23 protein-coding genes are annotated in these 24,912 nt (G+C 72.0%); 11 read left to right on the top strand and 12 right to left on the bottom strand.

The window, feature by feature from the left end; translation table 11 throughout:
* Positions 1-7: 7 nt before the first annotated feature.
* Positions 8-898 carry a DUF3109 family protein gene (locus KMS84_RS15025; RefSeq protein ID WP_438818937.1) on the top strand — a complete coding sequence of 297 codons (891 nt, stop codon included), beginning with the start codon at positions 8-10 and terminating at the stop codon, positions 896-898.
* A 49-nt stretch (positions 899-947) separates the two neighbouring features.
* Here the strand turns inward: KMS84_RS15025 and KMS84_RS15020 are convergent, their stop codons facing one another.
* The gene (locus KMS84_RS15020) at positions 948-2,744 is read right to left on the bottom strand and encodes a hypothetical protein (RefSeq protein WP_256916718.1); all 1,797 of its coding nucleotides are present in this window, start codon (positions 2,742-2,744) and stop codon (positions 948-950) included.
* 376 nt (positions 2,745-3,120) lie between these two features.
* Here KMS84_RS15020 and radA point away from each other — a divergent pair, with 376 nt between their 5' ends.
* Positions 3,121-4,530 (top strand): DNA repair protein RadA, encoded by a 1,410-nt coding sequence (gene radA / locus KMS84_RS15015; RefSeq protein ID WP_256916717.1) that lies wholly within the window; start codon positions 3,121-3,123, stop codon positions 4,528-4,530.
* An 80-nt stretch (positions 4,531-4,610) separates the two neighbouring features.
* On the top strand, positions 4,611-5,735 hold the full coding sequence (gene disA, locus KMS84_RS15010; RefSeq protein WP_069773158.1) for a DNA integrity scanning diadenylate cyclase DisA: 1,125 nt from the start codon (positions 4,611-4,613) through the stop codon (positions 5,733-5,735).
* A gap of 203 nt (positions 5,736-5,938) precedes the next feature.
* Here the strand turns inward: disA and KMS84_RS15005 are convergent, their stop codons facing one another.
* Positions 5,939-6,793, bottom strand: coding sequence for a hypothetical protein (locus KMS84_RS15005; protein ID WP_256916716.1), 855 nt, complete (start codon positions 6,791-6,793; stop codon positions 5,939-5,941).
* A gap of 313 nt (positions 6,794-7,106) precedes the next feature.
* On the opposite strand from KMS84_RS15005, the gene KMS84_RS15000 reads away from it, so the two are divergent.
* The 5 genes from KMS84_RS15000 (at position 7,107) to cseC (ending at position 11,931) form a co-directional block, all read left to right on the top strand.
* On the top strand, positions 7,107-8,060 hold the full coding sequence (locus KMS84_RS15000) for an iron-sulfur binding domain-containing protein (protein ID WP_256916715.1): 954 nt from the start codon (positions 7,107-7,109) through the stop codon (positions 8,058-8,060).
* A 322-nt stretch (positions 8,061-8,382) separates the two neighbouring features.
* Positions 8,383-8,925, top strand: coding sequence for a SigE family RNA polymerase sigma factor (locus tag KMS84_RS14995; RefSeq protein WP_256916714.1), 543 nt, complete (start codon positions 8,383-8,385; stop codon positions 8,923-8,925).
* Entirely contained in the window at positions 8,910-9,569 is a 660-nt protein-coding gene (locus KMS84_RS14990; protein WP_256916713.1) for a hypothetical protein, read from the top strand. Before KMS84_RS14995 ends, KMS84_RS14990 begins: the two co-directional genes overlap by 16 nt.
* 297 nt (positions 9,570-9,866) lie before the next feature.
* Positions 9,867-10,568, top strand: coding sequence for a two-component system response regulator CseB (gene cseB, locus KMS84_RS14985; protein WP_256916712.1), 702 nt, complete (start codon positions 9,867-9,869; stop codon positions 10,566-10,568).
* A gap of 19 nt (positions 10,569-10,587) precedes the next feature.
* Complete coding sequence (gene cseC / locus KMS84_RS14980; protein ID WP_256916711.1) at positions 10,588-11,931, top strand: two-component system sensor histidine kinase CseC; 1,344 nt, start codon at positions 10,588-10,590, stop codon at positions 11,929-11,931.
* Between the two features lie 247 nt (positions 11,932-12,178).
* Here cseC and KMS84_RS14975 read toward each other — a convergent pair whose 3' ends face one another.
* The gene (locus tag KMS84_RS14975) at positions 12,179-13,762 is read right to left on the bottom strand and encodes an MDR family MFS transporter (RefSeq protein ID WP_256916710.1); all 1,584 of its coding nucleotides are present in this window, start codon (positions 13,760-13,762) and stop codon (positions 12,179-12,181) included.
* A gap of 167 nt (positions 13,763-13,929) precedes the next feature.
* On the opposite strand from KMS84_RS14975, the gene KMS84_RS14970 reads away from it, so the two are divergent.
* On the top strand, positions 13,930-14,517 hold the full coding sequence (locus KMS84_RS14970) for a TetR/AcrR family transcriptional regulator (RefSeq protein WP_256916709.1): 588 nt from the start codon (positions 13,930-13,932) through the stop codon (positions 14,515-14,517).
* Positions 14,518-14,627: 110 nt separating this feature from the next.
* Here the strand turns inward: KMS84_RS14970 and KMS84_RS14965 are convergent, their stop codons facing one another.
* Entirely contained in the window at positions 14,628-15,215 is a 588-nt protein-coding gene (locus KMS84_RS14965; RefSeq protein WP_256916708.1) for a M23 family metallopeptidase, read from the bottom strand.
* A gap of 517 nt (positions 15,216-15,732) precedes the next feature.
* Here KMS84_RS14965 and KMS84_RS14960 point away from each other — a divergent pair.
* On the top strand, positions 15,733-16,389 hold the full coding sequence (locus KMS84_RS14960) for an HAD family acid phosphatase (RefSeq protein ID WP_256916707.1): 657 nt from the start codon (positions 15,733-15,735) through the stop codon (positions 16,387-16,389).
* Positions 16,390-16,461: 72 nt separating this feature from the next.
* Here the strand turns inward: KMS84_RS14960 and KMS84_RS14955 are convergent, their stop codons facing one another.
* Positions 16,462-18,987 carry an ATP-dependent Clp protease ATP-binding subunit gene (locus tag KMS84_RS14955; protein ID WP_256916706.1) on the bottom strand — a complete coding sequence of 842 codons (2,526 nt, stop codon included), beginning with the start codon at positions 18,985-18,987 and terminating at the stop codon, positions 16,462-16,464.
* A gap of 430 nt (positions 18,988-19,417) precedes the next feature.
* Here KMS84_RS14955 and KMS84_RS14950 point away from each other — a divergent pair, with 430 nt between their 5' ends.
* Positions 19,418-20,122 carry an SCO3374 family protein gene (locus KMS84_RS14950; RefSeq protein WP_256916705.1) on the top strand — a complete coding sequence of 235 codons (705 nt, stop codon included), beginning with the start codon at positions 19,418-19,420 and terminating at the stop codon, positions 20,120-20,122.
* Here the strand turns inward: KMS84_RS14950 and KMS84_RS14945 are convergent.
* The 7 genes from KMS84_RS14945 to nadC form a co-directional block, all read right to left on the bottom strand.
* Positions 20,101-20,436, bottom strand: coding sequence for a histone-like nucleoid-structuring protein Lsr2 (locus KMS84_RS14945; RefSeq protein WP_256916704.1), 336 nt, complete (start codon positions 20,434-20,436; stop codon positions 20,101-20,103). The two genes, KMS84_RS14950 and KMS84_RS14945, sit on opposite strands and share 22 nt — an antisense overlap.
* A gap of 226 nt (positions 20,437-20,662) precedes the next feature.
* Positions 20,663-21,211, bottom strand: coding sequence for an amino-acid N-acetyltransferase (locus KMS84_RS14940; protein WP_256916703.1), 549 nt, complete (start codon positions 21,209-21,211; stop codon positions 20,663-20,665).
* A gap of 9 nt (positions 21,212-21,220) precedes the next feature.
* Entirely contained in the window at positions 21,221-21,742 is a 522-nt protein-coding gene (locus KMS84_RS14935; protein ID WP_438818939.1) for a BlaI/MecI/CopY family transcriptional regulator, read from the bottom strand.
* A gap of 171 nt (positions 21,743-21,913) precedes the next feature.
* Positions 21,914-22,093: a hypothetical protein gene (locus KMS84_RS14930; RefSeq protein WP_256916701.1), complete on the bottom strand. Its 180-nt coding sequence runs from the start codon at positions 22,091-22,093 to the stop codon at positions 21,914-21,916.
* Positions 22,094-22,154: 61 nt separating this feature from the next.
* The gene (locus tag KMS84_RS14925) at positions 22,155-22,904 is read right to left on the bottom strand and encodes a hypothetical protein (protein WP_256916727.1); all 750 of its coding nucleotides are present in this window, start codon (positions 22,902-22,904) and stop codon (positions 22,155-22,157) included.
* A gap of 191 nt (positions 22,905-23,095) precedes the next feature.
* Complete coding sequence (locus KMS84_RS14920) at positions 23,096-23,893, bottom strand: type III pantothenate kinase (RefSeq protein ID WP_069773142.1); 798 nt, start codon at positions 23,891-23,893, stop codon at positions 23,096-23,098.
* 15 nt (positions 23,894-23,908) lie between these two features.
* Entirely contained in the window at positions 23,909-24,910 is a 1,002-nt protein-coding gene (gene nadC / locus KMS84_RS14915; RefSeq protein WP_256916700.1) for a carboxylating nicotinate-nucleotide diphosphorylase, read from the bottom strand.
* Positions 24,911-24,912 lie beyond the last annotated feature (2 nt).

Raw genomic sequence — 24,912 nt, 5'->3', positions numbered from 1 at the left:
TGGACGGGTGCCAAAGACGAACAAGGCGAAGGCCGACAAACCCACCGGCGGCCCTGCGCGGGCGAAGCCGGCGAAGCCGCCGAAGAAGCCCGGGAAGGACCTGGCAGCCAAGGCTGTGGCCGGCGACGAGAAGGGCCTGGACTTCGCCCGCGCGTGGGTGGAGTTCCCGGACCCGGCGGACGCCGAGCAGGTCTTCCGCTGCGATCTGACGTGGCTGACCTCGCGCTGGAACTGCATCTTCGGCAGCGGCTGCCAGGGCATCCAGGCGGGCCGCGCCGACGACGGGTGCTGCTCGCTGGGCGCCCACTTCTCCGACGAGGACGACGAGAAGCGCGTCGCCGGGCACGTGGCGAGGCTCACCCCCGACATCTGGCAGCACCACGCCGAGGGCGAGCGCGGCGGCTGGGTCTCGCAGGACGAGGAGGGCTCCCGGCAGACCCGCCCGTTCAACGGCTCCTGCATCTTCCAGAACCGGCCGGGGTTCGCCGGGGGCGCGGGCTGCTCGCTGCACATCCTGGCCCTGCGCGAGGGCCGCGAGCCGCTGGAGACCAAGCCGGACGTCTGCTGGCAGCTCCCCGTCCGGCGGACGTACGAGTGGATCGACCGGCCCGACGACACGCGCGTGCTCCAGGTGTCGATCGGCGAGTACGACCGGCGCGGCTGGGGGCCCGGCGGCCACGACCTGCACTGGTGGTGCACGTCGGCGACCTCGGCGCACGGCGCGGGCGACCCGGTGTACGTGTCGTACCGCCCGGAGCTGACCGAGCTCATGGGCAAGGCCGGCTACGACCGCCTGGTCGAACTGTGCGAGGAGCGCCTCGCCGCGCAGCTGCCGCTGCTGGCGCCGCACCCGGCCGACCCGGTCGGTCCGGTGGGTCCGCAGAGCCCGGTCGGCTGAGCGCACGGCCGCGGGCCTGCCCTCGGCCGTGGCGGGCGGCGGGCCACGCCTAGGACGTGGCCGGGCCCGGCGGGTCGCCGTCGGACGTCGGGGACGGGCTGTCGGGGGCGGACGGGGACGGGTCGCCGGTGGTCGGCTCCGGGTCGGCCGAGGTGGGCGGGGCCGTCGGGGTGGGCTCCGCGGAGGCCGGGGCCGTCCGGGTGGGCTCCGGACTCGCGGTGGGGTGCGGGCCGCCGGGACCCGGGCCGTGGCCGTCGCCGGGACGCGTCGGGCCGGGGGCGGTGCCGTACCCCTCGATGGAGACGACCGCGCCGGCCGGGGCGATCGCCACGCGCGCGTGCCAGTGCCCGGAGGGTTCGCGCAGGGGGTCGACGTACACCCTGACCGTCACCGACTCGCCCGGCTTCAGCGTGCCCGTGCCACGGCTCAGATAGAGCCAGGGGGCCGCGGTGGTGGCCGACCAGCGGATCGGGTCCTCCGCCTCCCGGGACGCGGCCAGGGTGATGAGGGTGGTGTCGCCGCTGGTGACGGCCTTCACCGACAGCCGGCCGGCCGCGTCCCGACCGAGCCCGCTGACGCTGATGACCTCCACGGAGACGTCCGGTTCCCCGCCCCGGGACGGATCGGCGCCCGGGCGGGAGCTGACGTTCCCGGCGTTCTCGTACCCGCCCCCCGCCTCGCCGTCGAAGGCGCCTGGGCCGTGCGCCTCGCCGGCGCTGGCCGAGCGGCCCTCGGCCCCCTCCCCCGTCGGCGTGCCGCGGTAGGCCGCCCACAGGGCGATCACGGGCGCGGCGACGACGGTGGCGACCACCGTCGTCGTGACGGCACGCGCGCGCAGACGCTCCCGGCGCGCGGCGCGGTCCTTGGGGTCCATCGGGAAGCCGCGCCGGTCGTAGCGCGGCACGGCGACGCCCCGCGCGCGGGCGGGCCGGGCCATGGCGCCGTACAGCTGCGCGCGCGGGGCCTCCAGGATCGGCAGCTCGGCGGGGGTCACGCCAGCGCCGGGCCAGCGGCCGGGGACGGCGCGCTCGGCGGCGCGGCGGCAGTGCGGGCAGTCGTCGACGTGCCGGACGAGCTCGCGGCGCAGGGCGGCGCTGAGCACGAGCTGGTTCTCCCCGGCGAGGCGGCTCACCCCGGGACAGCCGCCGGTCTCGACGACGGCGAGCGCCGCACGCGTGCGCTCGACCTCGCAGGCGGCGGAGGCGAGCAGTTCGCGGGCGGCGGCGAGGTCCCTGCCGAGCACGGCGGCGACCTCGTGCGCGGCCAGGTGGTGGCGTACGGCCAGTTCCAGCGCCTCGCGCTGCTCCGGCGAGGTGCCCGCGGCCTCCGGCCAGGCGAGCAGGGCGAGTTCGCGCCGCCGCCGCTCCTGAAGGCCGTCGGAGCCGGGTGCCGCGGCCGGGACGGAAGGGGCGGCGGGGGCCGCGACCGGAGCCGCGGACGACGGGGACGCCGAGGACGCCGGGATCGTCGCGCGCTTGCCGGTCGGGCGGCGGCCGCCGTCGCGGCGCGCGGCGTGCGTGCTGCGGTGTCTCTGCCGGGCCTCGGTGAGCTTGCGCAGACAGGCCCAGCGGGCCAGCGCGTACAGCCAGGCCCGGCGGTCGCCCGCGGCGTCCGGCATCCGCTGGCCGCGCCGCTCGGCGAACGCGAGGGCGTCCCCGAGGGCGGCGGTGGCCGTGTCGTGGTCGCACAGGACGGACAGACAGTAGGTGAACAGGCCGTCCAGGTACGGCTCGTAGCGCGCGGGCGGCCGCTGCGCGAGCGTGCGCGCCGCAGCGGCGTCGCGCGCCTCCCGGTGCGCCCGGTGCGCGCCGGTCGTGCGGGTCGAGGTTTCCGGGCTGCTGCTCATCACCCGTGCGACCGTAGGCGGCGCGGAACGAGGTCCACTTGTCCCTTGAGTCCTTTTAATCCGTACGGGTGAAACGATCCCTCATAAGGGGACAGCGGTGGGGGGTCCCGTGGCTCGTTCGTGACAGGGCATGTCCGAATCGCAAGGGGTGCCGCCCTTCCTCGGGGCGCGCGCCCCCGCGCACGGGCGGCGGAGGAACGACGGAGAGGCGGCGGAGAAGCGGAGGAGGAGGGCCGGAGGAACGGCGGGGAAGCGGCGCAGGGACGCCGGAGGAGCCGTGCCCGAGCGGTGACGCGGCCGCGGCCCGCGGGCCCTTCGGGAGCCCGGTCGTCCACAGGCCCGACCGGCTGTCGGTGGCGGCGGCTACGGTTTCCCCATGGCTGCCCGTACGAAGACCACCAAGGACCGACCGTCCTACCGCTGCACGGAGTGCGGCTGGCAGACGGCCAAGTGGCTCGGCCGCTGCCCCGAGTGCCAGGCGTGGGGGACGGTCGAGGAGTACGGCGCGCCCGCGGTCCGCACGACGGCGCCGGGCCGGGTCACCACCTCCGCGCTCCCGATCGGCCAGGTCGACGGCCGCCAGGCCACCGCCCGCCCCACCGGCGTGCCCGAACTGGACCGCGTCCTGGGCGGCGGGCTCGTACCCGGCGCGGTCGTGCTGATGGCCGGTGAGCCCGGCGTGGGCAAGTCGACGCTCCTGCTCGACGTGGCGGCCAAGGCGGCGAGTGACGAACACCGCACGCTCTACGTCACGGGCGAGGAGTCGGCCTCGCAGGTCCGGCTGCGCGCCGACCGCATCGGCGCCCTCGACGACCACCTGTACCTGGCCGCGGAGACCGACCTGGCCGCCGTCCTCGGCCACTTGGACGCCGTGAAGCCGTCCCTGCTGATCGTGGACTCCGTGCAGACGGTGGCCTCTCCGGAGATCGACGGGGCGCCCGGCGGCATGGCCCAGGTCCGCGAGGTCGCCGGCGCCCTGATCCGCGCCTCCAAGGAACGCGGCATGTCCACGCTCCTGGTGGGCCATGTCACCAAGGACGGCGCGATCGCCGGCCCCCGCCTGCTCGAACACCTGGTGGACGTCGTCCTGAGCTTCGAGGGCGACCGGCACGCGCGGCTGCGCCTGGTGCGCGGCGTCAAGAACCGTTACGGCGCCACGGACGAGGTCGGCTGCTTCGAACTGCACGACGAGGGCATCACGGGCCTTGCGGACCCGAGTGGACTTTTCCTGACCCGTCGTGACGAACCGGTCCCGGGCACCTGCCTGACGGTCACCCTGGAGGGCCGCCGGCCCCTGGTCGCCGAGGTGCAGGCGCTCACCGTGGACTCCCAGATCCCCTCGCCCCGGCGCACGACGTCCGGTCTGGAGACGTCCCGCGTCTCCATGATGCTGGCCGTGCTGGAGCAGCGCGGCCGGATCAGCGCCCTGGGCAAACGGGACATCTACTCCGCGACCGTCGGCGGGGTGAAGCTCTCGGAGCCCGCCGCGGACCTGGCGATCGCCCTCGCCCTGGCCTCCGCCGCGAGCGACACCCCGCTGCCCAAGAACCTCGTCGCGATCGGCGAGGTGGGCCTCGCGGGCGAGGTCAGAAGGGTGACGGGCGTCCAGCGCAGACTGTCGGAGGCCCACCGCCTCGGCTTCACCCACGCCCTCGTGCCGGGCGATCCGGGCAAGGTCCCGGCGGGCATGAAGGTCCTGGAAGTCGCGGACATGGGGGACGCCCTGCGGGTCCTGCCGCGTTCCCGTCGTCGAGACGCCCCACGGGAGTCGGAGGACCGCCGGTAGACTTTGCCCTGGTCTCGCCCGTCCGTACGAAACGAGTGCGCGAAACGGGAGCGTCCCAGACCTGTGACCGGAGGAGTGCAGTGGCAGCCAACGACCGGGCGGCAGCTCCCGGAAAGTCCGGTGGGAGTTCCGGTGCCGACGGCCTGATGCGCGCCGCGCTGAGCGCGGTGGCTCCCGGCACGGCCCTGCGCGACGGCCTGGAGAGGATCCTGCGCGGCAACACCGGCGGGCTCATCGTCCTGGGCTCCGACAAGACGGTCGAGGCCATGTGCACGGGCGGGTTCGTCCTCGACGTGGAGTTCGCCGCCACCCGGCTGCGCGAGCTGTGCAAGCTGGACGGCGGGATCGTGGTCTCCTCCGACCTGTCGAAGATCCTGCGCGCCGGCGTCCAGCTGGTGCCGGACCCCACGATCCCCACGGAGGAGACGGGCACACGGCACCGCACGGCGGACCGGGTCAGCAAGCAGGTCGGCTACCCGGTCGTCTCGGTCTCGCAGTCCATGCGCCTGATCGCCCTGTACGTCGACGGGCAGCGCCGCGTCCTGGAGGACTCCGCGGCGATCCTGTCCCGCGCGAACCAGGCGCTGGCCACCCTGGAGCGCTACAAGCTCCGCCTGGACGAGGTCGCGGGAACGTTGTCAGCGCTGGAGATCGAGGACCTCGTGACGGTCCGGGACGTCTCGGCGGTGGCGCAGCGCCTGGAGATGGTCCGCCGCATCGCCACCGAAATCGCCGAATACGTGGTCGAACTGGGCACGGACGGGCGGCTGCTCGCCCTCCAGCTCGACGAGCTGATCGCGGGCGTGGAGCCGGAGCGCGAGCTCGTGGTCCGCGACTACGTCCCCGAGCCCACGGCCAAGCGGTCCCGCACGGTCGACGAGGCGCTCTACGAGCTGAACGCGCTCTCGCACGCCGAGCTCCTCGAAATGTCCACCGTGGCCCGCGCGTTGGGCTACACCGGCTCGCCCGAGGCGCTCGACTCGGCGGTCTCCCCGCGCGGCTTCCGCCTGCTGGCGAAGGTGCCCCGGCTTCCCGGCGCCATCATCGACCGCCTGGTGGAGCACTTCGGCGGGCTGCAAAAGCTCCTCGCGGCGAGCGTCGACGACCTTCAGACGGTGGACGGTGTGGGCGAGGCGCGGGCCCGGAGCGTCCGCGAGGGCCTGTCCCGGCTGGCGGAGTCGTCGATCCTGGAGCGCTACGTCTGACCGGTGGGACACCGGCCCGGCGCGTGTGACCGGCGGGCGCGACCGGCGCGCGTGACCGGGACGGTACGACGAGCGCGCCGGACCCGTACGTCGGACCGGGACGCCAGGCCGGTCATCCGAGCAGTACGCGGACGGCGGTGGGCCCCCGCGGCAGGCCGCGCGGCCTGCCCCTCAGGCGCTCCGCCGCTCAGTCACTCCGCGGCTCAGTCGCTCTTCAGCACGAAGGACGTCTGCGTCTTCGCGAACCCCGGGGCCTTGGCCTCCACCAGGTAGGTGCCCGCTCCCGCCGTGCCCGCCGGAGGAGTGGCGCACTGCGGCGCGCTCGGCTTGCGGTCCCACTTCAGGACGTACGTGAAGCTGCTTCCGGCCGGCACCCGGTACAGCAGGCTCCCGGCCCCCTTGGGGCAGTCCGAGGACGACCAGTAGTCGTCGTCGCCGTCCGCCTTGGTGATCGTCAACACCGCCTTCTTCGGCCCGAGATCCACCTTGCAGTCCACGGCCGAGCTGTTCCTGGCCGTCAGCCGGAAGGTGGGGGCCTCGTCCGGCGAGTACGCGTTGCGGACGCTGCGCAGCGTCAACGTGACCGCGCCCGGCGTGCAGTTGGGCAGCGTCGTCCCGGCCGGCAGCGTGGTGGCCGTGCCGCCGTCGCCGCCGATGGCGCCCGCGCCGCCACCGCCGTCCGCACTGCCGTTGACGCCGTCGTCGAGGTCGCCCGAGCCGGCCGATCCGCCGTCCGCGCCGCCGGTTCCGGCGCCGCCCGCGTCCGCGCCGGACCCCGTGCCCGAGCCGGACCCGCCGGTGGCTCCCGCGCTCGAGTCGTCCCGGCCGCCCGGCTTCTGGCTGATCGCGGGCCCCGATCCGGACGGTCCCGGCGTGATGGAGGACGCGGGGTTCTTGCCGCCGCCCCCGTCGGCGCCGTTCCTGCCGCCACCCCCGCCCGACGTCATCACCCACAGGACCAGCAAGGCCAACAGGGCGAACACGGACAGCAGTACGGCCCTCCGTCGCCAGTAGATGGAGGAGGGAAGCGGCCCGACCGGATTGCGCAGTGATCCCACGGCCCAAACTGTACGAGAGATCGTCGCGTTCGCCCGCCGCACCCGCCGCCGAGAACACAACTTTTCCGGATCATCATTTCGGAACCCGCCCGCTCCGTCCCCGGCAAACCACCCTGCGCGCCGCCGACTTCGTCTCCCGGGCCGCGTCGACGGTGCCGATCGCCCGCGTCGCACCCCTGGTTGCGACCCCCGCCCCAGCCCGCGGCCCCGGTGCGGGAAGCGGCCTCGGTACGGGAAGCGGCCCCGGCGTGCGACGCGGTCGAGTGGCGGTACGCGCGCGTGCCCCGGTGCGCATGGCAGGATCGGTAGGGCCATGACTGCCCCCACGAAGCCCCCGCACAGCAGCAGCCCCCTCCACGACCGCGTCGGCGCGGACGCCGAAGCCGACGCCCCCGGAGCGGACCTGCACGCCCCGGTGATCGACTGGTTCGACGACCACGCCCGCGACCTCCCCTGGCGACGCCCCGAGGCCGGGGCATGGGGGGTGATGGTCAGCGAGTTCATGCTCCAGCAGACGCCGGTCAGCCGCGTCCTGCCGGTCTACGAGCAGTGGCTCGCCCGCTGGCCGCGCCCCGCCGACCTCGCCGCGGAGGCCCCGGGCGAGGCCGTGCGCGCGTGGGGGCGGCTCGGGTACCCGCGTCGCGCCCTGCGGCTGCACGGCGCCGCGGTGGCGATAACGGAACGGCACGGCGGCGACGTGCCGTCCGACCACGCGCAGCTCCTGGCGCTGCCCGGCATCGGCGAGTACACGGCCGCGGCCGTCGCCTCCTTCGCGTACGGCCAGCGGCACGCCGTCCTGGACACCAACGTCCGCCGTGTCTTCGCGCGGGCCGTACGGGGCGTGCAGTACCCGCCGAACGCCACCACGGCCGCCGAGCGCAAGCTGGCCCGCGCCCTGCTTCCCGACGACGAGCCGACGGCCGCGCGCTGGGCGGCGGCGTCCATGGAACTCGGCGCGCTCGTCTGTACGGCCAGGAACGAGGCATGCGCGCGGTGCCCGATCGCCGCGCAGTGCGCCTGGCGGCTCGCGGGCAAGCCGGAGCACGACGGCCCGCCGCGCCGCGGCCAGACCTACGCCGGCACCGACCGGCAGGTCCGGGGCAAGCTGCTCGCCGTCCTGCGTGAAGCGCACGCGCCGGTGGCGCAGTCCGTCCTCGACCGCGTGTGGCACGAGCCGGTGCAACGCGCGCGTGCGCTGGACGGTCTGGTCGCGGACGGACTGGTGGAGCCGCTGCCGGACGGGCTGTACCGGCTGCCCCTGTCCTGACGCACGGTCAGTTCACAGTCCGGGGGCCTCGTCACAGCCTTCGACTGCGTTCGTCACAGCCCCCGACGGCGTTCGTCACGGCCGACGCGTGGACGAATCTCCCCATAGCCCGGCGATCCGACCGTTCCTCTTACCCCGAACCCACCGCCGTTACACAACCGACGGACAGCTGAGCGCTAGCCGAAGGCTCCTTCGGACAACGCCGTGACAACACCTCCGTAGCTTCATCTGCGTACCCGGCGGAGACCCGGCGGGTCGCAGACCACGGGCAGTGAAACCGGCGACGACCACCGCCGGAACGGGGAATCGGAGGCGGTTGACCATGGCGCAGGGCGAGGTGCTCGAGTTCGAGGAATACGTCCGCACGCGGCAGGACGCGCTGCTGCGCAGCGCCCGTCGGCTCGTCCCGGACCCGGTCGACGCCCAGGACCTGCTGCAGACCGCGCTGGCCCGGACGTACGGCCGCTGGGACGGCATCGCGGACAAGCGGCTCGCGGACGCCTACCTGCGCCGGGTCATGATCAACACGCGGACCGAGTGGTGGCGTGCCCGCAAGCTCGACGAGGTGCCGACCGAGCAGCTCCCGGACGCCTGTGTGGACGACTCCACCGAGCAGCACGCCGACCGCGCCCTGCTGATGGACGCGATGAAGGTGCTCGCACCCAAACAGCGCAGCGTCGTCGTGCTGCGACACTGGGAGCAGATGTCCACGGAGGAGACGGCCGCCGCCCTCGGCATGTCGGCCGGAACGGTCAAGAGCACGCTGCACCGGGCGCTCGCCCGGCTCCGCGAGGAGCTGGAGGCCCGCGATCTGGACGCACGCGCGCTGGAGCGTGAGGAGCGGGAGCGTTGCGCGGCGGCCTGACCCAGGCCGGGCCCTCACCGGCCCGAGGCACCATCCAGGCGGCGATCACGGCGATGACCGTGCTCGCCGCCCTCGCCCTTTTCGCCTCCGCCTGCGGCACCGGCGGCACCGGCGCCCGGGACGAGGGGCCGGCCCACGCCGACTCGGTGGTGGGCGCCACGGCCTCGCCCTCGGCCGCCCCCACCGGCACCCCCGGCCGGGCGGAGGCCGTGCGGATCGTCAAGAGCGACCCGGCGGTCTCGGCGGAGGTCAAGAGCGAGCTGAAGCCCTGCGCGGGCGACGAGTACCCGGTCGACGTGTCGTACGGGCATCTCACCGCCGGCTCCGGCGACGACCTCATCGTCAACGTGCTCACCTGCGGCGACTTCGTCGGCGTCGGCTCCTACGTCTACCGGGAGGACGGCGACGGCTACGCGAACGTGTTCAAGGCGGAGGAGCCGCCCGTCTACGCGGAGATAGACCGCGGCGACCTGGTGGTGACCAAGCAGGTGTACGAGAAGGGGGACCCGGTCTCCAGTCCCTCCGGGGAGAACGTGGTCACGTACCGCTGGGTCGCGGGCCGCTTCCGCAAGGAGTACAGCTGGCACAACGACTACAGCAGCGTGGTCGGAGACGAGCCGACACCGGCGCCCACCACCGGCTGACCTGCGCCGGAGCGGCCGGTCGAGGAAAGTCCGGGTCGGCGTGAACCGATCGGGCCCCTCGATCCGATCATCTGGTGAAGGGGCGGGAGCGGTCGAGGACGGGCCGGAAGTGAACGCTCGGGGCGCTCCGCGCGTCCCCCCAATAGGCGCCCTGACAGCAGCCGGACAGGAACCCGACAGACGGACCGACGAGCGACAGGCGCCAGGCCCGCCGACACGCTCACGAGCACGCAGCACCAGCACCAGCACCAGCACCAGCACGCATACGAGCACGCAACGAGAACTGAGAGCACCGGGATGGCAGACCAGACCCACGTTCTGTTCGTCGAGGACGACGACGTCATCCGCGAGGCCACCCAGCTCGCCCTGGAGCGGGACGGCTTCGCGGTGACCGCGATGCCCGACGGCCTGTCCGGCCTGGAGGCGTTCCGCGCCGACCGCCCCGACATCGCGCTGCTGGACGTCATGGTCCCGGGCCTGGACGGCGTGAGCCTGTGCCGGCGCATCCGGGACGAGTCCACCGTGCCGGTGATCATGCTGTCCGCGCGTGCCGACTCCATCGACGTCGTCCTGGGGCTGGAGGCCGGCGCCGACGACTACGTCACCAAGCCGTTCGACGGCGCCGTCCTGGTCGCCAGGATCCGGGCCGTGCTGCGCCGGTTCGGCCACGCCGGCGGCGGCGACCGCGCCGAGCCCGACGACGCCCCGGCCGGCGGTGTGCTGACCTTCGGCGACCTGGAGGTCGACACGGAGGGCATGGAGGTGCGGCGGGCCGGGCAGCCGGTGGCGCTGACCCCGACCGAGATGCGCCTGCTGCTGGAGTTCTCCTCTGCTCCGGGCACCGTCCTGTCGCGCGACAAACTGCTGGAGCGGGTGTGGGACTACGGCTGGGGCGGCGACACGAGGGTCGTGGACGTCCATGTGCAGCGGCTGCGCACGAAGATCGGCCAGGACCGCATCGAGACGGTCCGCGGCTTCGGCTACAAGTTGAAGGCCTGAGCGGGGCGGGGACTGACGTATGCGGGGGATGATCCGGCACCTGGGTCCGGGGCGCGTGGAGGGCATGGGCCTGCGCACCGGGCTGCGGTGGAAGCTGAGCGCGGCGATCGCGCTGGTCGGCGCGCTGGTGGCCATCGCGCTCAGCCTGGTGGTGCACAACGCCGCGCGTGTCTCCATGCTGGACAACGCGCGCGACCTGGCCGACGAGCGCGTCCGGATCGCCCAGACCAACTACGAGAAGCTGGGACGGCCGAACTTCCCCAACATCAAGATCGACGACTCCGGCCTGCCGGACGCGCTGCGCGAGAAGGTCAGCGAGGGCCGCCGGGCGACGTTCGTCTCCGACCGCAGGGGCGGCGTGCCGGACATCTGGGCGGCCGTGCCGGTCAAGGGCGGGCACGTGCTGTCCCTGCACACCGGGTTCACCGACCGCAGCACGGACATCCTCAAGGACCTCGACCAGGCCCTGGTGATCGGCTCCATCGCGGTCGTCCTCGGCGGAAGCGCGGTCGGTGTGCTCATCGGCGGTCAGATGTCGCGCCGGCTGCGCAAGGCGGCGGCCGCGGCGAACCAGGTCGCCAGAGGCGAGGCGAACGTCCGCGTCCGTGACGCGATAGGCGGGGTCGTGCGGGACGAGACCGACGACCTGGCGAGCGCGGTCGACGCCATGGCGGACACCCTTCAGGAGCGGCTGGAGGCCGAGCGGCGGGTCACCGCGGACATCGCGCACGAACTGCGCACCCCGGTGACGGGGCTGCTGACGGCGGCCGAGCTGCTGCCGCCCGGCCGGCCGACCGAGCTGGTGCTGGACCGGGCCAAGGCCATGCGCACCCTCGTCGAGGACGTGCTGGAGGTGGCCCGTCTCGACGGCGCCTCGGAGCGGGCCGAACTACAGGACATCGTGCTCGGCGAGTTCGTGTCCCGCCGGGTGGCGGCCAAGGACCCGGACGTCGAGGTGCGGGTGGTGCACGAGTCGATGGTCACGACCGACCCGCGCCGCCTGGAGCGGGTGCTGTTCAACCTGCTGGCCAACGCGGCCCGGCACGGGAAGCCGCCCATCCAGGTCACCGTCGAGGGCCGGGTCATCCGGGTCCGCGACCACGGCCCCGGGTTCCCCGAGGACCTGCTCGCCGAGGGACCCAGCCGCTTCCGCACGGGCAGCCTCGACCGGGCGGGACACGGACACGGTCTCGGGCTCACCATCGCGGCCGGTCAGGCCCGCGTCCTGGGCGCCCGGCTCACCTTCCGCAACGTGCGGCCCGCGGGAGCACCGGAGCACATACCGTCCGAGGGCGCCGTGGCCGTCCTGTGGCTGCCCGAGCACGCCCCGACCAACACCGGAAGCTATCCGACGATGCCGTGACGGCCGTCGCCCCGGCGGTCCGCGCGGCCCCCGCGGCCCCCTGTCGTCACCGGTGACGCAGCGCCGGCGCCACCGCTGCCCGAGCCGCCACCGGCCCGCGGCCGCCCGAGTCGTCGGCGCCCGCGCCACCGCCCGAACCGCGGTGGATGCGGTCGGCGGCCTGGGCGGGGCGGAGCGGGAGGCGGCCGCCCGGCATGAGGAAGGCCCCCGGGGCGGACACCGCCGGAGGCCTTCGTTCAGGGCGAGGTCAGACCGCCTCGGCCATGGGCGGCGGGGCGACGGCCGGCCCGTCGGTGGCGTCGTCCGCCTTCTGCGGGCCCGCTCCCTTCAGCGGGACCTCCTTCACGAACACCGCCGCCGCCAGCGCGGCGATGGCCACCACGGCGCCCAGCAGGAACGCCGTGTGGGTGCCGGCCGACACCGCGTGCTGGTAGGCCTCCCGGGCGGCCGCGGGCAGCTTGGCCAGGCTGGCCGCGTCCAGCTGCGCGGACCGTTCGGTGATCTTCGAGCCCAGGGCGCCGGCCCGCTCGGACATCACGTCCTGGACCCGGTTGTTGAACAGCGCACCCATGATCGCGACACCGAAGGAGGAGCCGAGGGTGCGGAAGAGGGTGGTGGACGAGGACGCGACGCCCATGTCCTTCATCTCGACGCTGTTCTGCGCGACCAGCATCGTGATCTGCATCAGGCAGCCCATGCCGAGGCCGACCACGGCCATGAAGACGCCGGAGGTGAGGCGGCTGGTCCCGGTGTCCATCGTCGACAGCAGGTAGAGGCCGACCACCATCAGCACGCTGCCGACGACCGGGAAGATCTTGTACTTGCCGCTGTTCGTGGTCACCCGCCCGGCCACCATCGAGGTGACCAGCATCGCGCCGAGCATCGGCAGGAGCAGCAGCCCGGAGTTGGTCGCGGAGGCGCCCTGCACCGACTGCTGGTAGAGCGGCAGGAAGAGCGTGGCGCCGAACATCACGAAGCCGGTGATGAAGCCGATCAGCGACATCAGCGTGAAGTTGCGGCTGCGGAAGATGTGCAGCGGCACGATCGGTTCCGCGGCCCTGGTCTGCCAGAACACGAACCCGATGAGCGAGGCGACGCCGATGGCGACGAGTTCCATGATCCGCGCGGAGGTCCAGGCGTACTCCGAGCCGCCCCAGGTGGTGACGAGGACGATGGAGGTGATGCCGAGCGTCAGCAGACCGGCGCCCAGGTAGTCGATGCGCGCCTGCGACCGCTTGTTCGGCAGGTGCAGGACGACGCTGATCGCGGTCAGGGCCACCACGCCGAGCGGCAGGTTGATGTAGAAGGACCAGCGCCAGCCCCAGTTGTCGGTGATGGTGCCGCCGACCAGCGGTCCGCCGATCATCGCGAGCGCCATGACGCCGGCCATCATGCCCTGGTACTTGCCGCGCTCCCGCGGCGGGATCAGGTCGCCGATGATGGCCATGACGCCCACCATCAGACCGCCCGCGCCGAGGCCCTGGATCGCGCGGAACCCGATGAGCTCGCCCATGTTCTGGGCCATGCCGCTCAGCGCGGAGCCGATCAGGAAGATCACGATCGACGTCATGAAGGCGCCCTTGCGCCCGTACATGTCGCCGATCTTGCCCCAGATCGGGGTCGAGGCGGCGGTCGCCAGGGTGTACCCGGTCACCACCCACGAGAGGTGCTCGAGGCCGCCGAGTTCGCCGACGATCGTCGGCATCGCGGTGCCCACGATCATGTTGTCGAGCATCGCGAGCATCATCGTGATCATGAGTGCGAGCAGGACGACCCGCACGCTCTTCGGCTGTTTCTCCGCTTCGGTCTCTGGTGTCTTCGTGTCCGCCATCGTTCCCACTCCCCTGGGTCCCGCCCCGGCCGGCTACTTACTTGCCGCCCGGCTAGTTCACTACACTGGGAAGGTAGACCTGTCACTAGCCGGGCGTCAAGTAAGTTACGGGTGGAGAACTAGCCGGGCGGCAAGTAAGTTTTCGCGGGAGCCCTAGGAGTACGAGGATGGACCACACCATGGACGGCACCAAGCAGCAGCGTCGCGGCAACACCCGCCAGCGCATCCAGGACGTGGCCCTCGAACTCTTCGCCGAGCAGGGGTACGAGAAGACGTCCCTCCGCGAGATCGCGGAGCGCCTGGATGTCACCAAGGCCGCTCTGTACTACCACTTCAAGACCAAGGAAGAGATCATCGTCGGCATCTTCACGGATCTGACGAAGCCGATCGAGGACCTGATCGACTGGGGCAAGGAGCAGCCGCACACCCTGGAGACCAAGCACGAACTGGTGCGGCGCTACAGCAAGGCCCTCTCCGAGGCGGCGCCGCTCTTCCGCTTCATGCAGGAGAACCAGGCGACGGTGCGCGAACTCCAGATCGGCGACTCGTTCAAGGACCGCATGCGCGCCCTGCGCGACATCATCATGGATCCCGAGGCCCCCCTCACCGACCAGGTCCGCTGCGTGAGCGCCATCTTCACGCTGCACGCCGGGATGTTCTTCCTGAACGACCTCGACGGCGACCCCGAGGACAAGCGGGCAGCAGTCCTGGAGGTCGCCGTCGATCTGGTGACGCAGGCGCATCACGGCGGCTGATCGCGTCACGGGGGCGGACCGGCCGCGACGGCCGGTCGGTCGCGGGGGCCCGGGGGCGCGGCGCCGGGGCCGGTCGCCGGCCCGGGTCACGCCGCGCGGTCACCCGGGGGTCAGACCTTCACGCCCTTGGCGTGCAGGAAGGTGACCGGGTTGATCGCCGAACCGTAGTTGGGGGTCGTGCGGATCTCGAAGTGCAGGTGCGGACCGCTGGAGTTGCCGGTGTTGCCGGAGCGCGCGATCTCCTGGCCGGTCTTGACGACCTGGCCGACCTTCACCTCGATGCGCGAGAGGTGGGCGTACTGCGAGTACACACCGTTGGCGTGCTTGATCACGACGGCGTTGCCGTAGGCCGGGCCGTCGCCGGCGCCGTTGCCGCCGGTCTTGACCACGGTGCCGCCGTGCGCGGCCATGACCTTGGTGCCGCTCGGCACGGCGAAGTCCTGACCGCTGTGGGTGGACTGCCACATCTTGCCGGCCTGGGCGAACCCGGCGGACAGCGTGTACTTCTTCACCGGGTCTATCCAGGAGGCCGCGGAGACGGCCTTCTTGGCGGCGGCGGCGGGCGCCGCGGCGGGGGCGGCGGCGGACGCCACTCCGGTCCCCAGCACGACCGAGGCGCCCACTGCGGCGGCCCCGACGGCCACGCGGGTGCGGAGCTGGGACGTACGGGAAGAACGGAACGTGACGCGCTGGAACATCGAAGACCTCATGGGGACGGGGACATCGGAAACCACCTGGCGGGAAACCTCCGCCGAGGTGGCCATCCCTTGGTAACCCCGAGGTCCGCGGACCCCCAAACGTGTGATCTACGACGGAAGCTAGTACTTCACCGCAAAACTTCCCAGTCCTTGACAGAACGCCCGTTCCGGACACTTTCGACATCGGCCCGTGACGCCAGGCCTCCGCGAGCCCAGACCTCGGACCGTGGGTCCGATTTGCCCAAATATGGGCTGTGACTATCTCGCCTAGTAGAGCCCGAACCGCCTGTGCGGCATGTCACCGGCCGCCCCCTTCAAGGGACTTCGGAATGTGACGGCGGCTACTCCCGTATCCCGCAAGGGACTTGTGACCCCCGTCACGTCGCGTGCACGGGTCTGTGACCGGCCTCTCATCCCCCTCTACCGTCCAGTAACCCGCTGGTTCCCCTCAGGCCACCCTCAACGATGAGCATGCCCACGACACCGGCAGCGCAAGGACGCGAGAGGACCCCCACCCATGACCAGAGGCACCTGGACGCGCCGCACCGCCCTCACCGCCGTGACGGCCGCGGCCGTCACGGCGCTGGCCGTCCCGGCCGGCGCCCAGGCCGCGACGGCCACCGGCGCCACCGCCGTCTCCACCTCCACCACGGCCACCGCCTCCACGGCGGCCGCGAAGGACGTCGACTACGCCACCTGGCAGCAGGACTGCCAGGCCGTGATGAACCAGGCGCTGCCGGCCCTGAAGCAGCGCATCGCCGCGGCCCGGCCGGGCGAGAAGCAGGCGATCGTCTTCGACGTCGACAACACCACCCTGGAGACCGACTTCGGCTTCAGCTTCCCGCAGCCGGCCAACAAGCCCGTCCTGGACGTCGCGAAGTACGCCCAGGACCACGGCGTCTCCCTGTTCTTCGTCACCGCCCGCCCGGGCATCATCTCCGGGGTGACCGACTACAACCTCAAGAACGTCGGCTACAAGGTCTCCGGGCTCTACGTGCGCGGCTTCCTCGACCTCTTCAAGGACGTCGCCGCCTACAAGACCGCCCAGCGCGTGACCATCGAGTCCAAGGGCTACACGATCATCGCGAACGTCGGCAACAGCGCCACGGACCTCTCGGGCGGCCACGCCGAGACGACGTACAAGCTGCCGGACTACGACGGTCAGCTCTCCTGAGCCACCAGGGCATGCGAAAGGGGCCGGTGCTGGAAAGCACCGGCCCCTTTCTTCGGCTCGCCCCCGGGAGGGTCAGGCCTCCTTGCTCAGGTTCGGTCCGGCTCCGCCGGCGGCCTGCTCGATCGGCGGGACGTCGGGCAGTGCCGCCTTCTCCTCGCCGCGGAAGGTGAACGTCTGGGCGTCGCCCTCGCCCTCCGTGTCCACGACCACGATGTGGCCGGGGCGCAGCTCGCCGAAGAGGATCTTCTCCGAGAGCGAGTCCTCGACCTCGCGCTGGATGGTGCGACGCAGCGGACGCGCACCCAGCACCGGGTCGTAACCCTTCTTGGACAGCAGCTCCTTGGCGGACTGGGAGAGCTCGATGCCCATGTCCCGGTCCTTCAGACGCTCGTCCACCTTGCCGATCATCAGGTCGACGATCCGCAGGATGTCCGCCTGCGTGAGCTGCGGGAAGACGACCACGTCGTCGACCCGGTTGAGGAACTCGGGGCGGAAGTGCTGCTTGAGCTCGTCCGACACCTTGTTCTTCATGCGCTCGTAGTTGGTCTTCGAGTCGCCCGAGGCCGCGAAGCCCAGGTTGAAGCCCTTGGAGATGTCCCGGGTGCCGAGGTTGGTCGTCATGATGATGACCGTGTTCTTGAAGTCCACGACCCGGCCCTGGGAGTCGGTCAGGCGACCGTCCTCCAGGATCTGGAGCAGCGAGTTGAAGATGTCCGGGTGGGCCTTCTCGACCTCGTCGAAGAGGACGACGGAGAACGGCTTGCGACGGACCTTCTCGGTCAGCTGGCCGCCCTCTTCGTAGCCCACGTATCCGGGGGGCGAACCGAAGAGACGCGACACCGTGTGCTTCTCGCTGAACTCCGACATGTCGAGGGAGATCAGCGCGTCCTCGTCACCGAAGAGGAACTCGGCGAGCGCCTTGGACAGCTCGGTCTTACCGACACCGGACGGGCCGGCGAAGATGAACGAACCACCGGGACGCTTCGGGTCCTTGAGGCCCGCGCGCGTACGACGGATCGCCTTCGACAGCGCCTTGACGGCGTCGACCTGGCCGATGACCCGCTTGTGGAGCTCGTCCTCCATGCGCAGCAGACGCGAGGACTCCTCCTCGGTCAGCTTGAAGACCGGGATGCCGGTGGCCGTGGCGAGGACCTCGGCGATCAGCTCGCCGTCGACCTCGGCGACGACGTCCATGTCGCCGGCCTTCCACTCCTTCTCCCGCTTGGCCTTGGCGGCCAGGAGCTGCTTCTCCTTGTCACGCAGGGAGGCGGCCTTCTCGAAGTCCTGCGAGTCGATCGCGGACTCCTTGTCGCGGCGCACGCCGGCGATCTTCTCGTCGAACTCGCGCAGGTCCGGCGGAGCGGTCATCCGGCGGATGCGCATCCGGGAACCGGCCTCGTCGATCAGGTCGATCGCCTTGTCCGGCAGGAAGCGGTCCGAGATGTACCGGTCGGCCAGGGTGGCGGCCTGGACCAGCGCCTCGTCGGTGATCGAGACGCGGTGGTGCGCCTCGTACCGGTCGCGCAGACCCTTGAGGATCTCGATGGTGTGCGGCAGCGACGGCTCCGCGACCTGGATCGGCTGGAAGCGGCGCTCGAGGGCCGCGTCCTTCTCCAGGTGCTTGCGGTACTCGTCCAGCGTGGTGGCGCCGATGGTCTGGAGCTCACCGCGGGCCAGCATCGGCTTCAGGATCGAGGCGGCGTCGATCGCGCCCTCGGCGGCGCCCGCACCGACCAGCGTGTGGAGCTCGTCGATGAACAGGATGATGTCGCCGCGGGTGCGGATCTCCTTGAGGACCTTCTTCAGGCGCTCCTCGAAGTCACCGCGGTAGCGGGAGCCGGCGACCAGCGCGCCGAGGTCCAGGGTGTAGAGGTGCTTGTCCTTGAGGGTCTCGGGCACCTCGCCCTTGACGATGGCCTGGGCGAGGCCCTCGACGACGGCGGTCTTGCCGACGCCGGGCTCACCGATGAGCACCGGGTTGTTCTTGGTGCGGCGGGACAGCACCTGCATGACCCGCTCGATCTCCTTCTCGCGCCCGATGACCGGGTCGAGCTTGGACTCACGAGCGGCCTGGGTGAGGTTCCGGCCGAACTGGTCGAGGACCAGGGACGTCGAGGGCGTGCCCTCGGCAGGCCCGCCGGCGGTGGCGGTCTCCTTGCCCTGGTAACCGGAGAGCAGCTGGATGACCTGCTGCCGCACCCGGTTCAGATCTGCGCCCAGCTTGACCAGGACCTGGGCGGCGACGCCCTCGCCCTCGCGGATCAGGCCGAGCAGGATGTGCTCCGTGCCGATGTAGTTGTGGCCCAGCTGAAGGGCCTCGCGGAGCGACAGCTCCAGGACCTTCTTGGCACGGGGGGTGAAGGGGATGTGCCCGGACGGGGCCTGCTGCCCCTGCCCGATGATCTCCTCCACCTGCTGGCGGACCGCCTCGAGCGAAATCCCGAGGCTCTCAAGGGCCTTGGCGGCGACACCCTCACCCTCGTGGATCAGGCCCAGGAGGATGTGCTCGGTGCCGATGTAGTTGTGGTTGAGCATCCGGGCTTCTTCCTGAGCCAGGACGACAACCCGCCGCGCGCGGTCGGTGAACCTCTCGAACATCGTTAATCGCTCCTCAGAGCGGTCAGGCAGTGGGGGGAACTTCCCCTCCCTGTCCTTCCGCAGCTTAGTCCCGCAAGCGGGGACCGCTCATTCCAACTGCCGACACCGTCGATGGCCTCCTGACCCCGAACGCCGACATCTGCTCCAACCCGATGGTGCGAGACGATGTTCCCGCAGGCCAGGCAGATACCCCAGTCGCCAGTACGCCGATGGCGAACGTGAGACGGCCTTTCCTGCGTGTCGCCCCCTCCCACTAGGGATGTCTTACCCGCCGGGACTGACACTCCATGCCGTACGCCCCCGTTCCCTCCGCTACGGGCGAACAACCTTGCGTCTCCCCGCGCCCACACCCGGCCCCCCTGCCGGAACACCGTGCAGTCACAGGAACACCCAGCGTAACTTGCGGGCCTTTTCCGCGGTTGGACTTGGCATGGTTGGCTCAGTTCCCCCGGTCGCCCGCCCGGCCGCCGCCGCGATCACCGCGGTCCCCCTCCCCCGACGGCCGCCCGGACCGGAGGACGCGGCCCACCCGACCCGCTCGTCCGGCTCGTCCGGCTCGTCCGTTCCGGCCGGTTCCGACGACCGGATCCGCGGCTGGTACGAGAACGAACTGAGCTGGACGACCGTGCCCGGGTCGCCGGTACGACTTTCGGTGGGCGAACGCTTCGACGTGCTCGACGTGCCGGCCGAGGCCGGCTCCGCCGCCCTGCGGCGCCTGGCGCCGGGCTCGCCGGTGGCCGTGCGGGGCGACCGGATGCTGCTGCTGGTGGCGGCGGGCGGCGCGGACGAGGTGCCGGGAATCCTGCGCTGGCTGGAGTGGGGCGCGCTGCCGCTGGACCTGACGGCGATCGGCGCGGGCGGGACCGTCGAGGCGCCGCTGCCTCCCGCTCGTCCGCCGGGCCGTCCCCCGCGGCGCGTCGCGGGGCCGCGCCGCAGCGGGCCGGTGCAGGGGGCCGCTGTCTGGCTGCGGCCCCCCGTGGCAGGGCACGAGGTCGAGGCCTCGCTGCCGACGATGTCGGCGGTGGGGGGCGTTGGGGGCGCCCCCGATCTCGTACGGCTGGTGGACACGCTGGCGACGCATTGCCACCGTGTCCGGCTGCGGCACGCGTGCCCTCAGCCGTTGGCCTTCTCGTAGGCCTCGCGAATGGTCGCCGGAACACGGCCGCGGTCATTGACCTCGAAACCGTTCTCCTTGGCCCACGCGCGGATCTGTGCGGTGTCCTGGCTGCCGCCGGAAGCGGGGCGCGCCTTTCCGCGCCCGCCGGAAGCACGTCCGCCGGTACGACGGCCGCCCTTCACGTAGGGCTCGAGAAGTCCACGCAGCTTGTCGGCATTGGTGGTCGTGAGATCGATCTCGTACGTCTTGCCGTCCAGCGCGAACGTCACGGTCTCGTCCGCCTCGCCGCCGTCGAGGTCGTCGACAAGAAGGACCTGAACCTTCTGTGCCACCGGATTTCCTTTCATCGAAAACGTGAGGGCCGGGGGTCCGCGGCGTCCGCCGTTTAGCCGCACCCTGTTATATGCAGTACTGCACTACGTCGGAAAGCAAACCGCTTTTGCTGGGAAAACACAAACCCCTGGCAGAGACCCGCAGCCCGCTCCCCGCCCGGAAACGTGCGCGTTTCGGACATAGGGCACCCGGGCAAGGCGGGTCGGCCGGAATGGGCGGCGACGATCACAGATGCAGAAGCATCCGACTGTTGCCCAAGGTGTTCGGTTTCACTCGTTCGAGTCCGAGGAACTCGGCGACGCCCTCGTCATAGGAACGCAGGAGCTCGGCGTAGACATCGGTGTCGACCGGCGTCTCGCCGATCTCCACGAAGCCGTGCTTGGCGAAGAAGTCCACTTCGAAGGTCAGACAGAAAACACGGCGAACGCCGAGCCAGCGCGCGGTGTGGAGCAACTTCTCCAACAACTGGTGGCCCACGCCGGCGCCCTTGAGCCCGGGCTTCACGGCGAGAGTGCGCACTTCGGCCAGGTCTTCCCACATGACGTGCAGGGCGCCGCACCCGACCACCTCGGCGTTGTCGTCGCGTTCGGCGACCCAGAACTCCTGGATGTCCTCGTAAAGAGTCACCGTCGCTTTGTCGAGCAGGATGCCGCCGCGGACGTAGGCGTCAAGGAGACGGCGCACGGCGTCGACATCGCCGGTCCGGGCCCGCCGGACGGTGATGGCTTTAGCGGTGACTTCGACGTTCTCGGCCGATCGACTCTCTGCTGACATGTGCGGACGCTATCGCCCGCCGCCCTCCGATGCCGAGGCGGGGTTCTCCCCGGCGCCGCCGGTACTCGCCCCGCTCCCCCCGCGCGCGTCAGGCGCGGCAGCGGCGGGTTCGACGGGTTCGGGTTCGACGGGTTCGGGTTCGGGGCGTTCCGGTTCGGGTTCCCGGGCGCGTTCGGGTTCGGGTTCGCGTACGGGTTCGGCGGATTCCGGACCTTGGACGATGCGCACGGCGTCACGCAGCGCGCCGCGCTGTTCCTCGCTCATCATCCCGAAGAAGGCGACGAGAGCGGCGGCCGGGTTGTCGCTCTGGGACCAGGCGTCGTTCATCAGGGCGGCGGCGTAGGCGGCACGGGTGGAGACCGCCTCATATCGATAGGCCCGGCCTTCCGCTTCACGGCGCACCCAGCCCTTCTGATGGAGATTGTCCAAAACGGTCATCACCGTGGTGTACGCGATGGACCGTTCCTGCTGAAGGTCTTCCAGGACTTCTCGAACGGTCACCGGGCGGTTCCACTTCCACACCCGCGTCATGACCGTGTCTTCGAGTTCTCCCAATGGGCGAGGCACAGCTCAGAACAATAGTGGGAGATCCCGTCAATCGCGTCCCGGACGTGCACCATCGTCAGCAAACGCGAACAAAAAGGGCGTGCGGCTCCGAAAGGAGACGCACGCCCCGGGAGGCGGTGCCGGTGCGGCGGGCCGTCAGGCGTCCGGGCCGGCGGGAGCCTGACGGGCGCCCTCCGCCCGCGCGAGCGCGGCGTCGACGGCCGCGTCCTCCTTGGCCTTGTTGGCTCCGCCCTGGGTCTTCACGATCACCCTGATCAGGCCGACGAAGAACACGGCCATGACGACGGGAGGCACGAGCGCGGAGACGTAGTCCATGGATCCAGGGTAGCCAGCCGGGAGGCGGATCTTCGGCCGGGGTGCGGCCGGAGCGGCGGGGTCAGCCGACGGCCAGCGGCCGCTGACGGGAGTCGGCGGGCGGCGGGGTCGGCCTGCGTCGCGGGAAGACCTCGCCCGGCGTGGGAACCGGGCGTCGGGTCGGCTCGGGCCCGGGCTTGACGGGCACGGGCCCGGGGCCGGGCGCGGCCGGCTTCTCGGCGGGTTCCTTCCGCGGCCCGGGACCCGGCTTCTTCGCCGGCTCCCCGGTTCCCTCCCCCTCGGTCCCCGCGTCCGCGCCGACGGCCCTCCCGCCGGCCTTCTCGGCGGCGACGGCCGGGGCCGGGCCGCGGCGCGCGCCGGAGAGGCCCCCGGGAAGGGCCTGGAGGTGCGTACGGGACGCCGGGACGGTGGGGACGGCCGGGGCGGCCCGGCGGGCCGCGCGGCTCGCCAGACGGGCGCGTACGTCCCGCTCGGCGAGAATCTGGCAGCGCTCCAGGAGGGCGGCGGCCGTGGGGTTGCCGCGCAGGGCGCGCAGCGCGGCGAGGTCGTCCGGTTCGGGCAGGTGGCCGGTGGCCAGCACCTCCTCCAGGAGCGTCAGGTATCCGGCGACGGTGCCGGGGAGGGCTGCGCGGTAGCGGCCGAGGTCGGCCACCAGGAACGCCCGCAGCCGGGCGGCCTCGCCCATCGCCTCGTCGAGCGACTCGGCGAGGCGATGGCAGTCCTGGACGTCCTCGGCGGTGACGGGGCCGGGGTGGAGGGCGATGGCAAGGGCGCGGCGGAGCACACGCAGCTCCTCCGCGCCGAACGCCAGGCCGCCGCGGGATCCGTATGGCGTGGGCATGCGGCGACGATACGCGCTAATCAGACAAATAAGACATCGAGGTCGTGCGCGGCGCGCCCGGATCCGCCCTGGTGGCCCACCGCTCACCCCCTGATGGCCCACCGGCCGCCGCCCGCCCCGCGCGCGAACGGGCGCGCCGCCCGTCGGGGCGGCGCCCCGGCTCACATGCGCGAGACGTTGCGCTCGTACACCAGGCGCAGGCCGATCAGCGTCAGCCACGGCTCGTGCTCGTCGATCACCGAGGACTCGCCCAGCACCATCGGCGCCAGCCCGCCCGTCGCGATCACCGTGACCTCGTCGGGGTCGTCCGCCAGCTCGCGGGCCATCCGGGTCACCACGCCGTCGACCTGGCCGGCGAACCCGTAGACGATCCCGGACTGCATGGCCTCGACCGTGTTCTTGCCGATCACGCTCCGGGGCCGGGCCACCTCGATCTTGCGCAGCTGCGCGGCCTTGACGCCGAGCGCCTCCACGGAGATCTCGATGCCGGGGGCGATGACGCCGCCGACGTACTCCCCGCGCGCGCTGACCGCGTCGAACGTGGTGGCCGTGCCGAAGTCGACGACGATCGCCGGGCCGCCGTACAGCTCGTTCGCAGCCACGGCGTTGATGATGCGGTCGGCGCCGACCTCCTTGGGGTTGTCGAACAGGATCGGCACGCCCGTCTTCACGCCGGGCTCGACGAGGACGGCGGGCACGTCGCCGTAGTACCGGCGCGTCACCTCGCGCAGTTCGTGCAGCACCGAGGGGACGGTCGCGCAGATCGCGATCCCGTCGATGCCGTCGCCCAGCTCGTCCCCGAGCAGCGGGTGCATGCCCATCAGGCCCTGGAGGAGCACGGCGAGTTCGTCCGCGGTACGGCGCGGGTCGGTGGAGATGCGCCAGTGCTCGACGATGTCCTCACCGTCGAACAGGCCCAGCACGGTGTGCGTGTTGCCCACGTCGATCGTCAGCAGCATGGCCGGTTCCCGTTCCTACTCAGCCGCTCGCAGATCCAGACCGATGTCCAGGATCGGCGAGGAGTGCGTCAGCGCCCCGACGGCGAGGAAGTCCACGCCGGTGTCGGCGTACGCCTTGGCGTTGTCCAGGGTCAGCCGCCCCGACGCCTCCAGCAGGGCGCGCCCGCCGACGACGGCCACGGCCTCCTCGCACTCGCCGGGGGTGAAGTTGTCCAGCAGGATCAGGTCGGCGCCGGCGTCGATCACCTCGCGCAGCTGGTGCAGGGTGTCGACCTCGACCTCGATCGGCACGTCCGGGAAGGCCTCCCGGACGGCCTCGAAGGCCCGCGCGACGCCGCCCGCGGCGACCACGTGGTTGTCCTTGACCAGGGCCGCGTCGGACAGCGACATCCGGTGGTTGACGCCGCCGCCGCAGCGGACGGCGAACTTCTCCAGGGAGCGCAGGCCCGGGGTCGTCTTGCGGGTGTCGCGCACGCGTGCCCGGGTGCCCTCCAGGACGTCCGCCCACGCACGCGTGGCGGTGGCGATGCCGGAGAGCCGGCACAGCAGGTTGAGCGCGCTGCGCTCGGCGGTGAGGAGGTCACGCGTGCGCGTGGTGACCGACAGCAGCGGCTGCCCTGCCTCCACGCGGTCGCCGTCCTCGACGTGCCGCTCGACCTCGAACTCGTCGGTGCAGACGACCGAGACGACGGCCTCGGCGATCCTGAGGCCCGCGACGACGCCCGCCTCGCGCGCGGTGAAGTCGGCGGTGGCGACCGCCTCCTCGGGGATGGTCGCCACGGTCGTCACGTCGACGCCGTGCGCCAGGTCCTCGCCGATCGCGACGTTGGCGATGTCCTCCACCTCGACCGGGTCGAGGCCGGCGTCGGTCAGGAGCTGGGCGAGCGCGGGATCGAGCCCGCACTCCAGGTAGGCGTCGTGTCCCTCTCCGGTGGGTTCGGCGTCCGCGTCGGCGCCGCAGGCACAGCCGTCGCCGCAGCCGCCGCTCGGGACGAGGGGAAGGTCGGGGGTGCTCACGT

The sequence above is a fragment of the Streptomyces hilarionis genome, assembly GCF_024539675.1.
In the GTDB taxonomy this organism is placed as follows: Bacteria; Actinomycetota; Actinomycetes; order Streptomycetales; family Streptomycetaceae; genus Streptomyces; species Streptomyces hilarionis.
Note: the sequence above shows the minus strand (reverse complement) of the source record. Positions and strands in the feature narration are given on the sequence as shown.

Excerpts from the sequence above, each read along its gene's own strand:
- cseC (WP_256916711.1), top strand. The coding sequence starts at position 10,588 with ATGCGGGGGATGATCCGGCACCTGGGTCCGGGGCGCGTGGAGGGCATG.
- KMS84_RS14940 (WP_256916703.1), bottom strand. The coding sequence starts at position 21,211 with ATGTCAGCAGAGAGTCGATCGGCCGAGAACGTCGAAGTCACCGCTAAA.
- KMS84_RS14970 (WP_256916709.1), top strand. The coding sequence starts at position 13,930 with ATGGACCACACCATGGACGGCACCAAGCAGCAGCGTCGCGGCAACACC.
- KMS84_RS14930 (WP_256916701.1), bottom strand. The coding sequence starts at position 22,093 with ATGGACTACGTCTCCGCGCTCGTGCCTCCCGTCGTCATGGCCGTGTTC.
- KMS84_RS14965 (WP_256916708.1), bottom strand. The coding sequence starts at position 15,215 with ATGTTCCAGCGCGTCACGTTCCGTTCTTCCCGTACGTCCCAGCTCCGC.
- KMS84_RS14995 (WP_256916714.1), top strand. The coding sequence starts at position 8,383 with ATGGCGCAGGGCGAGGTGCTCGAGTTCGAGGAATACGTCCGCACGCGG.
- KMS84_RS14935 (WP_438818939.1), bottom strand. The coding sequence starts at position 21,742 with ATGACGCGGGTGTGGAAGTGGAACCGCCCGGTGACCGTTCGAGAAGTC.
- KMS84_RS14960 (WP_256916707.1), top strand. The coding sequence starts at position 15,733 with ATGACCAGAGGCACCTGGACGCGCCGCACCGCCCTCACCGCCGTGACG.
- cseB (WP_256916712.1), top strand. The coding sequence starts at position 9,867 with ATGGCAGACCAGACCCACGTTCTGTTCGTCGAGGACGACGACGTCATC.
- KMS84_RS15020 (WP_256916718.1), bottom strand. The coding sequence starts at position 2,744 with ATGAGCAGCAGCCCGGAAACCTCGACCCGCACGACCGGCGCGCACCGG.
- radA (WP_256916717.1), top strand. The coding sequence starts at position 3,121 with ATGGCTGCCCGTACGAAGACCACCAAGGACCGACCGTCCTACCGCTGC.
- KMS84_RS14975 (WP_256916710.1), bottom strand. The coding sequence starts at position 13,762 with ATGGCGGACACGAAGACACCAGAGACCGAAGCGGAGAAACAGCCGAAG.
- KMS84_RS14920 (WP_069773142.1), bottom strand. The coding sequence starts at position 23,893 with ATGCTGCTGACGATCGACGTGGGCAACACGCACACCGTGCTGGGCCTG.
- KMS84_RS14955 (WP_256916706.1), bottom strand. The coding sequence starts at position 18,987 with ATGTTCGAGAGGTTCACCGACCGCGCGCGGCGGGTTGTCGTCCTGGCT.
- KMS84_RS15000 (WP_256916715.1), top strand. The coding sequence starts at position 7,107 with ATGACTGCCCCCACGAAGCCCCCGCACAGCAGCAGCCCCCTCCACGAC.
- KMS84_RS14950 (WP_256916705.1), top strand. The coding sequence starts at position 19,418 with ATGGTTGGCTCAGTTCCCCCGGTCGCCCGCCCGGCCGCCGCCGCGATC.